Origin of the sequence: Mycobacterium sp. RTGN5 (assembly GCF_033804465.1) — a bacterium.
Lineage (GTDB): Bacteria > Actinomycetota > Actinomycetes > Mycobacteriales > Mycobacteriaceae > Mycobacterium.
The window spans coordinates 116,225-132,754 of sequence record NZ_JAPZLA010000008.1; the positions used below are offsets into that span (position 1 = coordinate 116,225).

Sequence of the window (16,530 nt, forward strand, 5' to 3'; positions counted from 1 at the left end):
GCCCCTGTGGATGAACTCCGGTCTGTGGACAGCCCCGATCAGACCAGGCCGAGGTACTCCACATCGCTGGCGTATTTGCGGATCAACTCCGCGTCGATATGCGGGATATCAGCTTCCGCACCGACTTTCGCGGCCCGCACCTGGGCTCGGAACACGTCTGTCGGCGCCAGCGCTCCGCGCACGGGCCGTTCGGGATGGGTATACGCATGCAGCAGCGGCAACACCGACTGGTGTCTTTGCTTGTCCGGCAACGCTTTCAGGCTGGTCTCGAACCGCGCCAGCCAGGTGTCGTAGTCGTCGATGCGCTCGATCCGGTGCCCCGCTTCGACCAGCCAGTCCACGAAGGTGTCCAGCGAGACGCCGTCGTCGTGTGGGTTCATCACGTCGTAGGAGTGATACCCCTGGGTGGTCTGGGTCCCGATGGTGGTGACGGCCTCGGCGATGAAGTCGACCGGCAGGCCGTCGTAATGTGCCCGCGGCCGTTGCCCGGCGGTGTCGGCGGCATAGAACGACCACGGCGCGATCCCGGTGGCCAACAGGCTCACCACAAGCCGGGTGAAGGCGTCCGGGACGTTGAGCTGCCCGGTGTAGCGGCTGTGCGCCAGGATCATGTCGGAGCGGAACACCGCGACCGGCAGGCCACACAGGTCGTGCGCCTCGCGCAGCAGAACCTCACCGGCCCACTTGCTGTCGGCGTAGCCGTTGGCGTAGCTGTCATCCACCGGCCGCACCGCACTGATCGTGCGAATGTCGCCGTCCTCGGCGAACACTGCCGGATCGACCGTCATCGCCACTGCCACCGTGGACAAATAGGTGACCGGCTTGATCCGGGCGGTGATGGCGAACCGGATCACCTCGGCGGTGCCGACGACGTTGGGGCCGAACAGCTCGTTGTAGGGCAGCACGTGATTCACCAGTGCGGCCGGATGCACCACCTGGTCGACCCGCCGGGTCAGGGAACTGAACACCAGCGGATGCAAACCGAGGTTCGGCTCACTGATGTCACCGGCGATCACTTCGAGATGGTCGGCGGCAAGTTCACAGAACCGCTTGTGCAGCTCCACATCTCCGGCCTCGAACACCGACTCGAGTCGCTTGCGGGCGTCTTCGCTGTCCCGGCCCCGCACGATGGTGATCAGCGTGCCACCCGTCTTCGACAGCCGCTCCAACCACTCCAGCGCCAGGAAGCGTCCCAACCAGCCGTTGGCGCCGGTGAGCAACACGGTGTGCGGGGTGCCCGTCACGTGCGGCAACGTCGGAGCTGCCGCCAGCGTCGCGGCGTCCACGAACACGTCCAAGCGCAGATCGGAAGCACGGGCCTCGGTAGCGCCCCGGCCATGAACCGATGCGAAAGTCGGTCTGCTGCTCGCCGATTCGCGCTCCTGCTCGATCAGCAGGGCAAGGCTGCCCAGGGTTGATGTCGGGTTGATGATCGTGCTGACCGGGACTTCGACATCGAAGATGTCGCCAAGCAAGTTGGCGAATGTCAACGCCGACAACGAATCCCCACCGAGATCGGTGAAGTGCGCCTCAGCGCCCACCGCGGCGCTCGCCGTGCCGAGCAGCGCCCTGACCGCACGGCCCACGGTGTCGATCACCAGGCGATCGCCGGCGCCGTCGCGCAGCGAACGGATTTCGTCGACCTGAGCGGCCGCCAGATCCGCGTACAACTTCTCCAGCTCGTCGGAGTAGCGGTCCTTGAGTTTGGGACGCAGGTTCTTTCCGACGCCGGAGAGCAGCCCATTGTCGTCGGTGAACGGTTCGTACTCCACCAGGAAGTCAGCCGGCACCTCGTAGGACTGCAGGTCGGCAAGCTTGCCGGTGTCCCGAAGTGATTCATGCAGTGCGACTTTCAGCGCATCCTGGTCACCGGGGAACCGCAGCAGCGCCTCGACGGTCGGCACGACGACCGCGAGCAGGCTGGCGCGTTCACTGTTGCCGTACACATAGATCTGCCGCACCAGCGGCGCCCCGGCGAAGATCGCCTCCAGCCGGGCGACCGCCACGAATTCGCCCTGCGAGAGCTTCAGCACGTTGTTGCGCCGATCGACATACACCAGGTGATCCGGCGCCACCTCGGCCATCACGTCGCCGGTGCGGTAGTAGCCGTCGGCGTCGAACGCATCCGCGGTGACCTCGGGGCGTTTGTAGTAACCCGGAAAAGCCGTGTCGGACTTGACCAGTAGCTCACCACGCGGGTGGGGCAAGTCAGTGGAGAAGTAGCCCAGTTCGGGTACGTCGATGAGCTTGTAGTCGCTGACCGGTGGCCGGGAGATCACCCCGTCGCGGCTGACCATACCGACCTCGGTGAGGCCGTACCCGTCGAAGATGCGGACATCGAGGCAGTCGTGCAGGAACTCCTTCATCTCCGCGGCCAGCGGGGCCGTCCCGACGAAACCGCCGAGCACCCGCCCGCCGAGCACCCCGTCGCGGATCTCGGCCATGGCCTGTGACTCCGCTATACGGGCCTCGATACCGTCGGCGATCATCCGGTCGGCGGCGCTGCGGTAACGCTGGAACAGCATGTCCACCACCCGCGGCACGACGGGCAGGTCGGTCGGGCGCACCAGCGCCCAATCCTCGAACAGCGTCGACATGTCCGACTCAGGGACGAAGTAGCTGGTGCCGCCGGCCAGGAACGAGGCCACCAGCGGCAACCGGCCGCCGAGGTGGTTCAGCGGCATGAAGTTCACGTTGAACACCGGGTTCGCCGCGGCCAGGAACGGCGCCGTCCACAGCGAAGACAGCATCCGCTCGGTGTACATCGCGCCCTTGGGGGTGCCGGTGCTGCCCGAGGTGTACATGATCATCGCCAGACGCTCGTCGCTGGCCTCGGTGTAGAGCGGTTCGGGAGGAAGGGCCGAACCGCGTTGGATCACGTCGTCGAAGATGTCGACGTGCACCGCCATGCGGGCCTCGGCGAGGCGCTGGTAGGCGCGCTCGAGCCCTTCCCGGTGGTCATCGACCTGCGGCAGGTAGTCGAACACGAGCAACCGCCGTACCGACGGACTACCGAGTACGGATTCGATTGCCAGATCGAGGTATTCGGCGCTGACCGCCACGATCGTCGGCTCTACTTCGGCGATGATGGGTGCCATCCGGGAGGCGGCGGCGTTGTGCTGCAGCGGCACTGTCACCAGGCCCAGGTACGCACAGACCAGGTCGATCGTCAGATAGTGCGGGCTGGCGAAGCCGATCGTGGCGACCACATCGCCCGGCACCACCGGTGCGCTGGGATGCCTGCGTACCTCGGCGGCAACGGCGCGCACCTGGGACCACAGCTGCCGATAGCTGGTGGTGTCGAATCTCGGTAGCACCTGCGCCGTGGTGCGTCCGGTGGCGGCATCGGTATGCAGTTCGCGGGCACGCTGCCCGAGTGCGGGACGATCGCCGTAGCCCTCGATGAGCGTCTCCAGCAGCGGAGCCAGCCGCAGGCCGGACCGACTGACCAGGCCGACGAGTCCCGGGTCGGGTGGGCTATGTCGGAACTGCTCGTCATTGGCGTTCAACAGAGCGATCCGCTCGGCCACTCGATCTTCACGTTCGGTCTGGATGTCGGTTACGGCCATCGATGTGCACCTCTCGAGAAATCTCTCCCCCTTGGTATGAACGGGCGAAGGCTGGGTTGATTTCAATGGGCCTCTGTGATGTCGCTTACACAGCCGCCCGCCGGGCCGGCGCATCCGATCTGTGAGACATCACCTACCGGGGGCGTGGCCTGCGGTGGTAGACCCGTCAGGAGTGTTCGCCAGCTGAGGAGGACGTCCATGACCGCCACCACCGACCGCCCCATTCGGGTGATCCAGTGGACCACCGGCAACATCGGCCGCCGGTCGCTGCACGCGATCATCAGCCGGCCGGATCTGGAGCTGGTCGGGGTGTACGCGCACGGCGCCGACAAGCTCGGTGTCGATGCCGCCGAACTGTCCGGCTGGCCCGATGCCACCGGGATCACCGCGACCAATGACATCGACGCGCTGCTGGCGACCAAGCCGGACGCCTGCTGCTACAACCCGTTGTGGCCCAGCGTCGACGAGTTGGTGCGACTCCTGGAAGCCGGGGTCAACGTGTGTTCGTCGGCGGCCTGGATCACCGGCGGCAAGCAGACACCCGAGGACTTGACCCGGATCCGAAAGGCTTGCGAGCAAGGCAATTCCACGATCTTCGGCAGCGGCGCCCATCCCGGGATGACGAACATGGTCGGCATGGTGCTTTCGGGTTCCTGTGAACGCGTCGACGAGATTCGCATCACCGAGTCGGTGGACTGCTCGACCTACGAGTCGGCGGGCACCCAGTCCGCGATGGGCTTCGGCTGCGCGCCGGATACCCCCGGACTGGAAGAGAGCGTGCGCCAGGAGAGCGAAGTGTTCGCCGAGTCGGCGGCGATGATGGCCGACGCGATCGGCGCCAAGCTGGACCGGATGACGTTCGACGTCACGTTCACCACCGCCACCGGCGACAGCGATCTGGGATTCATGACGATCCCGGAGGGCACCGTCGGCGGGGTGTACGGCTTTCACCGCGGCTGGGTCGGTGACCGCAACGTGGTCAGCGTCGGGTTCAACTGGATCATGGGCAGCCACGTGGTCCCGCCCAAGCCACTGGAGCACGGCCATGTCATCCAGGTATTCGGGGTGCCCAACATGCGCACCGTGCTGCATTGCCTGCCGCCGAAGAACTGGCCCGAGGCCGGATTCATGGGCCTGGGCATGATCTACACCGCCATGCCGGTGACCAACGCCGTGCCTGCGGTGGTTGCCGCCGCACCGGGCATCGTGACGCTGGCCGATCTGCCTCCGGTGACCGGACGCTTTTCCGGGTAATCCTGCGGCGCGGGAATTAATCCGGACCGCAGTCCGGTTACTTGCTCTGAAGTGCCCGACATCAGGTCGGGCACGCCCGGATCAAGGAGAAACCCCCGATGACCGCACCGGCTCAGACCACCGATCTCAGCGCAGGAACCTGGGCGATCGACCCCGTCCACTCGTCGATCAGCTTCTCGGTACGCCACCTCGTCGTCAGTAAGGTCCGCGGGACGTTCGGTACGTTCAGCGGCACCGTGACCGTGGCCGAGGACGGCACCCCGTCGGTGTCCGCCGAGATCGACATCGCCTCGGTCAACTCCGGCAACGACCAGCGCGACGCACACCTGCGGGCGGCTGACTTCTTCGATGTCGAGAAGTACCCCACCGCCACATTCGTGTCGACGTCAGTGACCTCGGACGGTGAGGACTACCGGCTCGACGGCGACTTCACCCTCAAGGGCGTGACCCGGCAGGTCACCCTCGCCCTGCAGTTCAACGGCGTCAACCCCGGCATGGGGCACGGCGCGGTCGCCGGCTTCGAGGCCTCGGTGGTGTTGAACCGCAAGGACTTCGGTATCGACATCGACATGCCGCTGGAGACCGGTGGCGCGGTTGTCGGCGACAAGGTCACCATCACCCTGGAGATCGAGGCGCTCAGGCAGGGCTGATCGGTCCGGGCGGGGTGGGATCGACGGCGACGACGATTCCCACCGCGCCGGCACCGACGTGGACGCCGAGCACCGGGCCAAGGTCGGTGACGACGGCGTCCCCACAGCCGGGCAGCGCGGCAGCCAGTGTGGCAGCCAAATCGGCTGCGACGGACGGATTGTCGATGTGATGGACGGCCAGCGACGCCCGCTGCTCCCCCACCACCTCGATCACCTGCTCGATCATCGCCGCTTGCGCTTTGGATGCGGTGCGCACCCGCTGGGCCAGCACCAGCCGGCCCTGCTCGTCGATGCGCAGCAGCGGCTTGAGGGCCAACGCGGTACCGAGCCAGGATGCCGCGGTGCCGATCCGGCCGCTGCGCCGCAAGTTGTCCAGCCGCTGCACGACAATGTAGGCGCGCACCCGGGAGACCGCTGACTCCGCCTCGGCGGCAACGGTTTCCAGGTCGGCACCCGCGAAGGCAGCACGGGCGGCGGCCAATGCGACAAACCCGGTGCCCATCGCTGTCGACTTCGAGTCCACCACCCGCACCGCCCCGCCGAACTCGCGCGCAGCGTATTCGGCGGCGCCAAGGGTGCTGGAGAGTTCGCCGGAGATGTGCACGGCCACCACACCGTCACCGCCGCTGTCGCGCAACGCGTTTCGGTAGGCATCGGTGAGTTCGCTCGGGGTGGCGCCTGCGGTCGTCACGTGCGCGCGCTGGTACAGATCGGCCGGGATGGCGTCCACACCATCGCGCAGGTCGCGGCCGTCGACCAGAATGTGAAGCGGTACAACGCGAATATCGCAACCGCGGACCTCATCGGCCGGCAACCGAGCCGATGAGTCGGTGACCACGACGACGGCCATGGGTCAGTCGCGGGTGGCGTCGAGCGGAACACCGGCTTCGGCAAGCGCTTTCAGCATCAGGTCGGCGACGCCCTGATGCGCTTCGAAATTCCAGTGGATGCCGTCGGGGTTGCCCCGGCCGGCCATCACCTCTTCGGCCACCGCCGCCTTCAAGTCGACCACCGGCATGTCGTGCTGGGCAGCCCATTCATTGATCGCGGCGACCGTACCGGCGCGGCCGCGATGCGACATGCCGTAGGTGGGGGCGATGTGCACCGAGGGAATCGAGGCGACCATCGGGATGCCAGGACGGTTGAAATCTATTGCACCACGAGTCATTTCGAGGTACTCGACGGTCAGGTGCGGTGGCAGTGCCGGCCGGGCGATCGGCGAGAACTTCGGCTGCGCCCAGCCGTATCCGTCCCGAACCCAGCGGCGCAGCCAGGACGGGCGAACGTAGCGGATGAGTTCCCGCAGCGCGGTCGGCAGCGGCGAGGGCAGCGAGTCCATGCCGCTGGTCGCGAAGATCACCGCACCGGCGCGCGGCAGCGCGGCCCAGGCCCGGGGATCCTGGGTGGCCGCCCACCACACGTCGCGGCTGGTCCAGCCGATCCGGCCGATCAGCTCAACATCCCAACCGAGTTGGCGGGCAACGATATTGGGCCAGATCCGCGGATCATCCGAGGGCAGCCCGCCCAGCGGTCCGTAGTAGGACAGGGAATCGCAGAAGATGAGCAGGGTCCGGTCAGAGGACATCGTTGGCCACCTGAGCAGAGGCGTTCCACACGTCGAGGCGCCAGCGGATGGACCCGAACGGAGCATCGTCGGCGCTGTGCCCGGACAGCTGCGCCCAGCTGGCGTTGCCCATCCCGCCCAGCACCGGCCAGCTCTCGACGGGCAGCCCGAGAAGCGCCGCGCACAGCGCTGCGATCAGTCCACCATGTGCCACCAGCACCAACGGCCGGTCGGGCTCCTCACGTCCCCATTCGCGTTCTGCAGCAACCAATTCGGCGACCAACGGCACACTGCGCTCAGCGACGTCGATGCGGCTTTCGCCGCCGTGCGGCGCCCAGGTGGCGTCGTCGCGCCAGGCCTGTCGCGCTCCTGGTGCGGCGTCGTCCACCTGATGGTGGGTGAGCCCCTGCCAGTCGCCGAGGTGGGTCTCCCGAAGCCGGGTATCGAGGTGCACCTGCAGCCCGGTGCGCTCCGCCAGCGCCACCGCGGTGTCCGAGGCGCGCCGCAGGTCCGAGGAGACGATCAGCAGCGGCTGGCGCTTGGCCAGCACCTCGGCGGCCGCGACGGCCTGCGCCCGGCCCAGATCAGTCAGTTCGGTGTCGAGCTGGCCCTGCATGCGGCTGCCGGCGTTGTACTCGGTCTGGCCGTGCCGCAGCATGACCAGCCGCCGCACCGTCATGGCACTTCCTCAACGTCATCGAGGTCGACCGACAAAAACGGGCAATCCCGCCACAGCCGGTCCAGGGCGTAGAAGTTGCGCTCCTCCTGATGCTGGATATGCACCACGATGTCGATGAAGTCGAGCAGCACCCAGCGTCCTTCTCGGGTGCCCTCGCGGCGCGCGGGCTTGTTGCCGGCCAGCCGCATCTTCTCCTCGACCTCGTCGACGATCGCGTTCACTTGCCGCTCGTTGGCGGCCGATGCGATCACGAAGCAGTCGGTGATCACCAGCTGGCCGGACACGTCGATGACGACGATGTCCTGTGCGAGCTTGCCGGCGGCAGCGCGGGCCGCCACGGTGGCCATCTGGATGGCTTCGTCGGTCGCGGTCACGTAGGGGTCTCCTCGAATGTTGTAACGGCGGGCCGGCTCAGGTGGCCGACTCCGCTGTAAAGGCCGCGCTTGGATACGTACTGCACGACGCCGTCGGGCACCAGGTACCAGATCGGCCGGTTTCCGGCGGCGCGAACGCGACAGTCGGTGGACGAGATCGCCAAGGCGGGCACCTCAACCAGGCTCAGCGCCTCCTCGGGCAACTGGTCGAAGGCGGCAACGATGTGCTTGGCGTTGAGTTCGTAGCCGGGCCGGCTGACGCCCACGAACTTGGCGAGCGCGAACAGCTCCTCCCAGTTCTGCCAGGACAGGATCGACGCCAGCGCGTCGGCTCCAGTGATGAAGAACAGGTCGGCATCGGGGTTGAGCGCGCGCAGATCGCGCAGCGTGTCGGCGGTGTAGGTGGGCCCGCCGCGGTCGACGTCGACCCGGCTGACCGAGAACCGCGGGTTGGAGGCGGTCGCGATCACCGTCATCAGGTAGCGGTCCTCGGGCGGGGTCACCTCCCGGGACTTCTGCCACGGCTGGCCCGTCGGCACGAACACCACCTCGTCGAGATCGAAGAGGGCGGCCACCTCGCTGGCAGCGACCAGGTGGCCGTTGTGGATGGGATCGAACGTCCCACCCATCACGCCGAGCCTGCGCCGAGCCGAGGAAACCACGATTGACCAGCTTACGGGAGGCCGCCGGGCCGTTCGCCACGCTCACGAGCCGGCCGCCCACCTGTGCGCTGGCAAAGACCTTCGCGGGATATCGCTCCAATTCAGGTAGCATTTCGCCCTGAGTCGAGTTATCCGATCAAGGGGTCAATGATGATGAAGTTCGGTAGCCGACGTCTGACACTGCCTGTGACGGGTGTGGCCGCTGTGGCCGCTGCAGTGGCGGTGGGATTGACCCCAACGGTTGCGACCGCCCCGGTGCTCACCGCGGCGACGGTGGATTACCTGTACGGGACGAACATCGGCTGGACGCCGACCGATCAGGAGTACCGCGGCTTCATCAGCCGGGTCCTGGACGGCACCGACACGCCCGCCAACGCGCCCGCCTCGAGTGGCTTGGTCAACTACAACGCCGGCTTCTGGCCCTTTTCGCACAACGGCATCTTCGATCTGACATGGAACAAATCGGTCGCCCAAGGCGTGGCACGCCTCGAGGCCAAGAACCCCCAGGACGACGTTATCTTCGGACTGTCCCAGGGCGCGGTCGTGATATCTCGCTATAAGGCCGCGCACCCCGAGGGAACCGGCAACACGTTCGTCCTCGTCGAAAACCCGAGCCGCCCCAATGGCGGGATACTGGAACGCTTTGCCGGACTGTACATTCCGGGGCTCGACATCAGCGTGAGCGGCGCCACCCCGGACAACGGTGATACGACCGTCGACGTGGCCCGCCAGTACGACGGCTGGGCGGACTTCCCCACGTACCCCCTGAATCTGCTGGCGACGATCAACGCCATCGTGGGCATGGTCCTCGTCCACGGACAGACGCAGACCGAACTCACCGCCGCCCAAATCGAAGCGGCGAAGGATGGCGGCAACGCGTACTACCAAGTACACGGCGACACAACGTATTACCTCATCCGGACCCCTCTGGTGCCGTTGCTGATGCCGCTCAAGGGCATCGTGCCGGCCCCGATTCTGGGCGCCATCGATCCAGTTCTGCGGACCGTCATCGAGATGGGTTACGACCGCAGCGATTACAGCGCGCCGACGAAGGCGCAGCTGCTCCCCGGGGTCGGCCTGCTGCCCAGCCTGCCCAGCGCGCCGGCCACCGCCGCCGCACAGAAGGCTGTCGCCGCGAAAACGCCCCAGGCCGCGGCGATTGCACCGAAAACCAGCACCGCGAAGGCCAGCGCATCAAAGACCAGCGCACCGAAGAAGACCGCGAGCGCGAGCAACGACAGCCACAAGAAGAGCCCCGGCCGCAGCGCCAGGCCGTCGAAGGCAAGCGACTAGGACAGCTGAGCCACCAGCAGATCAACCCGCTCAGTCGCGTGGGTCGGACGCAACCGGCCATTGCGACTGAGGCTGACCAATCCGTGCAGCGCCGACCAGAGCACCTCGGCGAACGTGTCCGCGTCGGGCAGCTCGCCAAGTTGCGCAACGACGTCGCGTAGCTCGTTGAACCCCGCTTCCAGTTCCGGCGGCGTGTCCTCGGCGGCGAAGTGCAATGTGGTTGGGCGGGTGAACATCACGTCATACAGCGCCGGATTTTCGGCGGCAAAGCCGAGGTAGGCGTGCGCGAGACGCCGCAGCGCGTCCGCTCCCGTCGCGGCGCCACCGCGCGCGGTGTGCAGTACCTCGGCGAGCTCACCGAATCCGTCGACGGCGACCGCCTGCGCGAGCTGCTCCATGTTGGCGAAGTGTGCGTAGAGGACGGGTTGGCTGTACTCGATCTCGGCGGACAGCCGACGCGTGGTGACGGCATCCCAGCCTTCGGACTCGGCCAGCCGGCGCGCCGTGGTGATGATCAGCTGGCGTCGCGCAGCGCGTTCGCGTGTACGCCGGTCCTCGGTAGGCATAGGCGACAATAGCATTGCTAGAACTACTAGCACTGGTATTGACAGCCTCCATCGACGGGTCTAGCGTTGCTAGGACATCTAGCGACGACATCATCAGGGAGTTTTGACGTGCCTACCGTTCAATTCGCGCAGCTCGCAGCGCTGATCGCCATCATGGGCACCGCAGTGGTCTATGGCACCGACGTCTTCTGCGCTCTGGTGTTGCGGCCCGCACTGGCCCGCATTGACGACCGGGCCCTGAACGCGGTCGTCGGGTTTGTGCACCGATACGGAGACCGGCGCATGCCGGTGCCGGGGGCGATCGGTGTCGTCGCGGCCGCCGCAAGCGCGGTCCTGGCCGCACTCGCCGCGCACTGGACTCAGGCCGTCACGGCTGGTGTCGCCGTAGTGCTGCTGCTGACCTGGCTGGTGCTCTACACACGCGTGAGTGCGCCGATCAATCGGCAACTCACCGCCGCCGCCGAGAATGGCCAGGTGTTGGCAGATGTTCGTGTACTGCAGGCAAATTGGGACCGGATCATCACCGTGCGCGCCACCTTGCAGGGCCTCGCACTCGCCGCCCTGTGCCTGACGTTGATTACCTGAAAGGATGATGAAAGATGACAAAGCAACCGAAATCCCTTGGCCGGCTGGTGATGCGCGCGGCACCCCTGCTCAATGCACCGGTCGCAGCGATCGCTACCTCACCGCGCTTTGGCGGGCTGGTGAATCGCAACATCGCGATACTGGGCTATACCGGGCGGCGTTCCGGGCGCACGTTCAGCATCCCGGTGGCATACCGCCGCAGCGGTGACACGATTACCGTCAACGCCAATCTGCCTCAAACGAAAACGTGGTGGCGCAACTTCCTCGGCGACGGCGGTCCGGTGACGGTGCAGTTCGACGGCACCGAGCGCACTGGGCATGCCGTGGCCGCACAGGACCACAAGGGCCGGGTCAGTGTGACCGTCCGACTAGACGGGCAGTAGCTGGTCGATCACCGCGGCAAGCTGCTTGGCCGAACGGCATTCGTGCATGGTGATGACGTCTTCGTAGCGCGGTACCGCCGAGTCACCGCTGCCCCACAGGTGCCGCGGTTCCGGATTGAGCCAATGCGCATGCCGGCTGGCACTGACCATGTGGGCAAGGATGTCGACGGCGGGGTTGCGGTAGTTGGTCCGGGCGTCGCCGAGCACCAGCAGCGAGCTGCGCGGTGAGAGCACGTTGTGGAAGTTCTCGGTGAACGAGATGAACGCGTTGCCGTAGTCGGAGTGTCCGTCGCGGGTGTAGACCCCCGCTTCGCGGGTGATGCGCTGGACGGCGACGGCAAGGTCGGCGTCCGGACCGAACAGGTGGGTCACTTCGTCGGTGGTGTCGATGAAGGCAAAGACCCGAACCCGGGAGAACTGCTGACGCAGGGCGTTCACGAGCAGCAGGGTGAAGTGGCTGAAGCCGGCCACTGATCCCGAGACATCGCACAGCACAACGAGTTCCGGTCGAGCCGGGCGCGGCTTGCGCAGCACGAGGTCGATCGGCACTCCCCCGGTCGACATCGACTTGCGCAGTGTCTTGCGCAGATCGATGGCACCGGAACGGGCGCGACGCCGTCGCGCCGCCAGCCTGGTGGCCAGCATCCGGGCCAGCGGACCGACGACCTTGCGCATCTGACGCAGCTGATCGCCGGAGGCGCGCAGGAATTCGACGTTCTCGGCCAGCTGCGGGATGCCGTACATCTGCACGTGGTCGCGGCCGAGCTGTTCAGCGGTGCGGCGTTTGGTCTCGCTTTCCACCATCCGGCGCAGCTGGGTGATCTTCTGCGCGGCAAGCGCTTTGGCGATCTGTTCCTGAGTGGGACTCGGGTCGTCGTCGTGCGGCGCCAGCAGGCCGGCCAGCAGCCGGCCTTCCAGTTCGTCCAGACCCATGGCCTTGAGCGCCTGATACGACGAGTACGACGGGCCGCGGCTTGATGTGTAACGGCCATAGGCCTCGACGATCTGGGCGATCATCGCGACCAGCCGATCGTCCATATCACCGATATCGGGGTTGTCGGCCAGCAGGTCCAGCAGCATCTGCCGCATCGCCTCGATGTCCTCGGGCGGCAACCCTTCCTGGGTGTCCTCGTCGGCGTCCTCGTCGACCAGGACGGTGCGGCCACCCAGCGCCGCAGGCCACCACAGGTCGAACAGCGCGTCGTAGGTCTCCCGGTGGTCGGCGCGGCGCAACACCGCGCAGGCCAGTCCTTCACGCAGCGCCTCACGACTACCGAGGCCAAGCACGGTCATCACCCGGCCTGCGTCGACGGTCTCCGACGGGCCCACCGAAATCCCCTGGGCGCGTAGCGCTTCGACGAAGCCCACCAGATGGCCGGGCAAGCCGTGCGGCGCCAGCGGTTGTGGGGGGCGCACCCTGCGGACGGCCATCGGCTTAGTTCAGCCGCAGTTCGCCGGAAGCGCGCTGCTGGTCGGACTGGTGCTTGAGCACCACTCCGAGTGTTGCGGCAATGGTGGCGTCGTCGATGGTGTCGAGCCCGAGCGCCAGGATCGTGCGGCCCCAGTCGATGGTCTCGGCGACCGAGGGCAGCTTCTTGAGCTGCATGCCGCGCAGCACGCCGATGATGCGGACCAGTTCAGCGGCCAGCGATTCGGGTAGCTCGGGCACCCGGGAGAGCAGGATGCGCCGCTCGAGGTCGGGCTCGGGGAAGTCGATGTGCAGGAACAGGCAGCGGCGCTTGAGCGCTTCGGACAGCTCCCGGGTGGCATTGGAGGTCAGCACCACGAACGGGGTGCGTGCGGCGGTGATCGTGCCCAATTCGGGGATGGTGACCGCGAAGTCGCTCAGCACCTCCAGCAGCAGGCCTTCGATCTCGATGTCGGCCTTGTCGGTCTCGTCGATCAGCAGCACGGTGGGTTCGGTGCGCCGGATCGCGGTCAGCAGCGGCCGGGACAGCAGGAATTCCTCGCTGAAGACGTCGGTCTTGGTCTGATCCCAGTCGTTCGACCCGGACTGGATCCGCAGGATCTGCTTGGCGTGGTTCCACTCGTAGAGCGCCCGCGCCTCGTCGACACCTTCGTAGCACTGCAGGCGCACCAGCCCCGACCCGGTGGACTGAGCGACCGCGCGGGCCAGCTCGGTCTTGCCGACACCGGCCGGCCCCTCGACCAGCAGCGGCTTGCCCAGCCGGTCGGCCAGGAACACCGCGGTGGCGGTCGCGGTGTCGGGCAGATAGCCGGTCTCGGCCAGCCGCTTGGCGACATCGTCGATGTCGGTGAACAGCGGTGCAGGACGGGCGGGGGTTTCAGTCATGGTTCTCCTGTCGTCGCCTCAGGCAGGGCGGGTATGGCCGTCTCCCCAGACGATCCATTTGGTTGACGTCAATTCGGGCAGGCCCATCGGGCCGCGGGCGTGCAGCTTCTGGGTGGAGATGCCGATCTCGGCTCCGAAGCCGAATTGCTCACCGTCGGTGAACGCCGTCGAGGCGTTGACCATCACCGCTGCTGCGTCGACACGTTCGGTAAAGGTCTGTGCCGCAGCAAGATTGGTGGTGACAATGGCCTCGGTGTGGCCGGTGCCGTAGGTGTTGATGTGCTCGATCGCGGCGTCGAGACCGTCGACGGTGGCCACCGCGATGTCCATCGACAAGTACTCCGCCCGCAGGTCGTCCTCGGTGGGGTTGTCGTGGACGGTGACTCCGGCCTGCCGCAAGGCGGCGACCAGCCGCGGCAGAGCCGTATTGGCGATGGCCGTGTCCACCAGCAGTGTCTCGGCAGCGTTGCAGACACTGGGCCTGCGGGTCTTGGCGTTGAGGATGATCCGCTCGGCGACGTCGAGGTCGGCGGCGGAGTGGACGTAGACGTGACAGTTGCCCACACCGGTTTCGATGGTGGGCACCGTGGCGTCGCGCACGACGGCGTCGATCAAGCCGGCACCACCGCGCGGGATCACCACGTCGACCAGGCCGCGGGCCTGGATCAGATGGGTGACGCTGGAGCGGTCGGCGCTGGGCAGCAGCTGCACCGCATCTTCGGGCAGACCTTCGGCGGCCAGTGCGCCGCGCAAGGCGAGAACCAGTGCGGCATTGGAGTGCGCTGCCGAGGAGCTGCCGCGCAGCAGGACGGCGTTGCCGGATTTGAGGGTGAGGCCGAACGCGTCGACCGTCACGTTGGGCCGGCCCTCGTAGACGATTCCGATCACGCCGAGGGGAACCCGCTGTTGACGCAGTTGCAGCCCGTTGGGCAGCGTGCGTCCACGCAGGACCTCGCCGATCGGGTCGGGCAGGCCGGCGACCTGGCGCAGACCAGCCGCGATGCCGTCGATGCGGCCAGGGTTGAGTGCCAGCCGATCCAGCATCGCCTCCGCCGTGCCAGCGGCCCGGGCAGCGTCGAGATCTCGGACGTTGGCGGCCAGGATCTGATGGGCGTGCGCCAGTACCGCGTCAGCGGCGGCGTGCAGGGCCCGGTCTTTGGCAGTGGTGGTGAGCGATCCAAGGGTCCGCGAGGCGACGCGCGCCCTACGGGCAGCGTCGTGAACCTGATCGCGCAAGTCCACGCTTGGCTGAGCCGATTCCCGGGTCGCTGCGCTCCTGCCCTCCGGGGCCGCCTCGACACTCATTACCCGAGGATATCGGTCTCCCCAGAGAGCGTCAGCTTGAGGCATGGGCAGCCAGCGCCAGTTGCAAGTTCCGCGAAGCAGCACGCACTACCGAGAACCCAACGACTAGGGCGCTGGCGGAGGGATTCGCACATCTCGCCGAGGCGAACGTGGCAGGCGTAGATTCCCTGCAACGAGCAGGGGGCAGCCAATGGGTGCGGTTCACATCACAATCCTCATCGTCGGCGCACTACTCCTAATAGGGGTCGCGTTTGAGGTGATGGCGAGACTCAATCGGACAGCGATTCGCGAGCACGAACGCCGCCGCGAAGAGTGGCGCGCAGCAGGCATGGAGGGGCCACCACCTGGCGAGGGCCTAAGCAGCGGCAGCAGCGGCGGCGGCGGCGGGTGATTCGCGGCCCTTCAGGGCCGACGCGGAGTGATCCACCAACCGGCAGGTGGGGGCCGGTCTAGAGCGGCCCGGTGAGGGGGTCGTTGCGGTGGCGGGCGCCGGAGGTCCCACCGCCGAACAGGGCCCGGGCGTCGTCGGTGATGGCGCGCTGGAAGGCCCCGCCGATCGGGGCCTGCAGCCGCTTCAGGATGTCGGTGACGACGTCGGCGTCCAGGCGGGCAACCTCATCGGCGCCGAACTCGTAGAAGCCGTCGAGGTCGAGCCCGAAGAACGGGCCCGGCTGGAAGGGCCGCCGCCGCAGGTGTTGCGGCAGGGTCGCCGATCCGTCCGCGAACGCGGCGTACTGGACGTTGAGACCTGCCCGGCCGCCGAGGTCGAAGCCCGCAACCCCCTGAATGCCGCGGGATGGGACGTGGTCGGGGGTGATCGCCAGTGGGCCCAGCAAGCCGCCGTCGATCCACGTGCTCCACCCCCTGGCATCAGCAGGCGGCTCGGGCACCCGGATTTCGTTGATGTAGCGCAGCCCGACGCGTTGCAGTGCGGGGGCGACCTTCGCGTCGGCGAGGGCACTGCAGGCCACGGCCATCGCGGTCTCGATGGCGTCGAGGCCGACGTAACTGGTCGTCTCGTACGTGAACGCCGACGAGATGAGGGTCAGCGATTCGGTGCTCTCGGCGTTGCGCATCCGCACGCCGTGCCGCGGTTCCGTCCGCGGCGGGGCACCGGGCACGTCGTTCACGAGGTTGACCCCGGTCAATTGTTCGGTGATCGGGAATCGTGCCTCGACCGCCAAGGCCACCGCGTCGAGAGTTGCCTGCTGACGCAACCGCGGCGCATCGGTGAATCGGACTTCCGCGATCACAGCCACCACGGGCGCATTAGCGAACACTTCGGCGTTGGGGTACATGGAATCTCAACTTACGCGTAGCCCCTGTCCAAGA

Annotated in this window: 16 protein-coding genes; 5 read left to right on the plus strand and 11 right to left on the minus strand. The window is 67.0% G+C overall.

Annotation, left to right across the window (positions count from 1 at the left end):
* Positions 1-38: 38 nt before the first annotated feature.
* Entirely contained in the window at positions 39-3,569 is a 3,531-nt protein-coding gene (gene car, locus SLQ31_RS27855; RefSeq protein WP_319437419.1) for a carboxylic acid reductase, read from the minus strand.
* Positions 3,570-3,767: 198 nt separating this feature from the next.
* Here car and SLQ31_RS27860 point away from each other — a divergent pair, with 198 nt between their 5' ends.
* Both SLQ31_RS27860 and SLQ31_RS27865 read left to right on the plus strand, forming a co-directional pair.
* On the plus strand, positions 3,768-4,823 hold the full coding sequence (locus SLQ31_RS27860) for a dihydrodipicolinate reductase (RefSeq protein ID WP_319437420.1): 1,056 nt from the start codon (positions 3,768-3,770) through the stop codon (positions 4,821-4,823).
* A gap of 98 nt (positions 4,824-4,921) precedes the next feature.
* The gene (locus tag SLQ31_RS27865; RefSeq protein WP_319437421.1) at positions 4,922-5,473 is read left to right on the plus strand and encodes a YceI family protein; all 552 of its coding nucleotides are present in this window, start codon (positions 4,922-4,924) and stop codon (positions 5,471-5,473) included.
* On the opposite strand, the gene SLQ31_RS27870 is transcribed toward SLQ31_RS27865, so the two are convergent.
* Genes SLQ31_RS27870 through nadD form a run of 5 tightly spaced genes read right to left on the minus strand, consistent with a single transcriptional unit; the run spans position 5,460 to position 8,752 of the window.
* Positions 5,460-6,323: a DegV family protein gene (locus SLQ31_RS27870; protein ID WP_319437422.1), complete on the minus strand. Its 864-nt coding sequence runs from the start codon at positions 6,321-6,323 to the stop codon at positions 5,460-5,462. The genes SLQ31_RS27865 and SLQ31_RS27870 overlap by 14 nt on opposite strands.
* 3 nt (positions 6,324-6,326) lie before the next feature.
* Positions 6,327-7,058, minus strand: a complete 732-nt coding sequence (gene octT, locus SLQ31_RS27875) for a diglucosylglycerate octanoyltransferase (protein ID WP_319437423.1) — start codon at positions 7,056-7,058, stop codon at positions 6,327-6,329.
* Positions 7,048-7,716, minus strand: coding sequence for a glucosyl-3-phosphoglycerate phosphatase (gene gpgP, locus SLQ31_RS27880; RefSeq protein ID WP_319437424.1), 669 nt, complete (start codon positions 7,714-7,716; stop codon positions 7,048-7,050). The genes octT and gpgP overlap by 11 nt, the downstream gene beginning before the upstream one ends.
* Entirely contained in the window at positions 7,713-8,090 is a 378-nt protein-coding gene (gene rsfS, locus SLQ31_RS27885) for a ribosome silencing factor (RefSeq protein ID WP_319437425.1), read from the minus strand. Before rsfS ends, gpgP begins: the two co-directional genes overlap by 4 nt.
* The gene (gene nadD, locus SLQ31_RS27890; protein WP_319437426.1) at positions 8,087-8,752 is read right to left on the minus strand and encodes a nicotinate-nucleotide adenylyltransferase; all 666 of its coding nucleotides are present in this window, start codon (positions 8,750-8,752) and stop codon (positions 8,087-8,089) included. The genes rsfS and nadD overlap by 4 nt, the downstream gene beginning before the upstream one ends.
* 150 nt (positions 8,753-8,902) lie before the next feature.
* On the opposite strand from nadD, the gene SLQ31_RS27895 reads away from it, so the two are divergent.
* Positions 8,903-10,045, plus strand: a complete 1,143-nt coding sequence (locus SLQ31_RS27895; RefSeq protein ID WP_319437427.1) for a PE-PPE domain-containing protein — start codon at positions 8,903-8,905, stop codon at positions 10,043-10,045.
* Here the strand turns inward: SLQ31_RS27895 and SLQ31_RS27900 are convergent.
* Complete coding sequence (locus SLQ31_RS27900; protein ID WP_319437428.1) at positions 10,042-10,611, minus strand: TetR/AcrR family transcriptional regulator; 570 nt, start codon at positions 10,609-10,611, stop codon at positions 10,042-10,044. The genes SLQ31_RS27895 and SLQ31_RS27900 overlap by 4 nt on opposite strands.
* Before the next feature lie 153 nt (positions 10,612-10,764).
* Between SLQ31_RS27900 and SLQ31_RS27905 the strand changes: the two genes are divergently transcribed.
* Complete coding sequence (locus SLQ31_RS27905; RefSeq protein WP_319437490.1) at positions 10,765-11,196, plus strand: DUF1772 domain-containing protein; 432 nt, start codon at positions 10,765-10,767, stop codon at positions 11,194-11,196.
* Between the two features lie 14 nt (positions 11,197-11,210).
* Entirely contained in the window at positions 11,211-11,579 is a 369-nt protein-coding gene (locus tag SLQ31_RS27910; protein WP_319437429.1) for a nitroreductase/quinone reductase family protein, read from the plus strand.
* Here SLQ31_RS27910 and SLQ31_RS27915 read toward each other — a convergent pair.
* From SLQ31_RS27915 to SLQ31_RS27930, 4 genes are all read right to left on the minus strand, one after another.
* Positions 11,565-13,010 carry a VWA domain-containing protein gene (locus SLQ31_RS27915; protein WP_319437430.1) on the minus strand — a complete coding sequence of 482 codons (1,446 nt, stop codon included), beginning with the start codon at positions 13,008-13,010 and terminating at the stop codon, positions 11,565-11,567. The genes SLQ31_RS27910 and SLQ31_RS27915 overlap by 15 nt on opposite strands.
* A 4-nt stretch (positions 13,011-13,014) precedes the next feature.
* Positions 13,015-13,893 carry a MoxR family ATPase gene (locus tag SLQ31_RS27920; RefSeq protein WP_319437431.1) on the minus strand — a complete coding sequence of 293 codons (879 nt, stop codon included), beginning with the start codon at positions 13,891-13,893 and terminating at the stop codon, positions 13,015-13,017.
* A gap of 18 nt (positions 13,894-13,911) precedes the next feature.
* A complete protein-coding gene (locus SLQ31_RS27925) occupies positions 13,912-15,198 on the minus strand; it encodes a glutamate-5-semialdehyde dehydrogenase (RefSeq protein ID WP_319437432.1) in 1,287 nt (428 codons plus the stop codon).
* Between the two features lie 449 nt (positions 15,199-15,647).
* Positions 15,648-16,496 carry a TIGR04255 family protein gene (locus tag SLQ31_RS27930; protein WP_319437433.1) on the minus strand — a complete coding sequence of 283 codons (849 nt, stop codon included), beginning with the start codon at positions 16,494-16,496 and terminating at the stop codon, positions 15,648-15,650.
* Between the last annotated feature and the right edge of the window lie 34 nt (positions 16,497-16,530).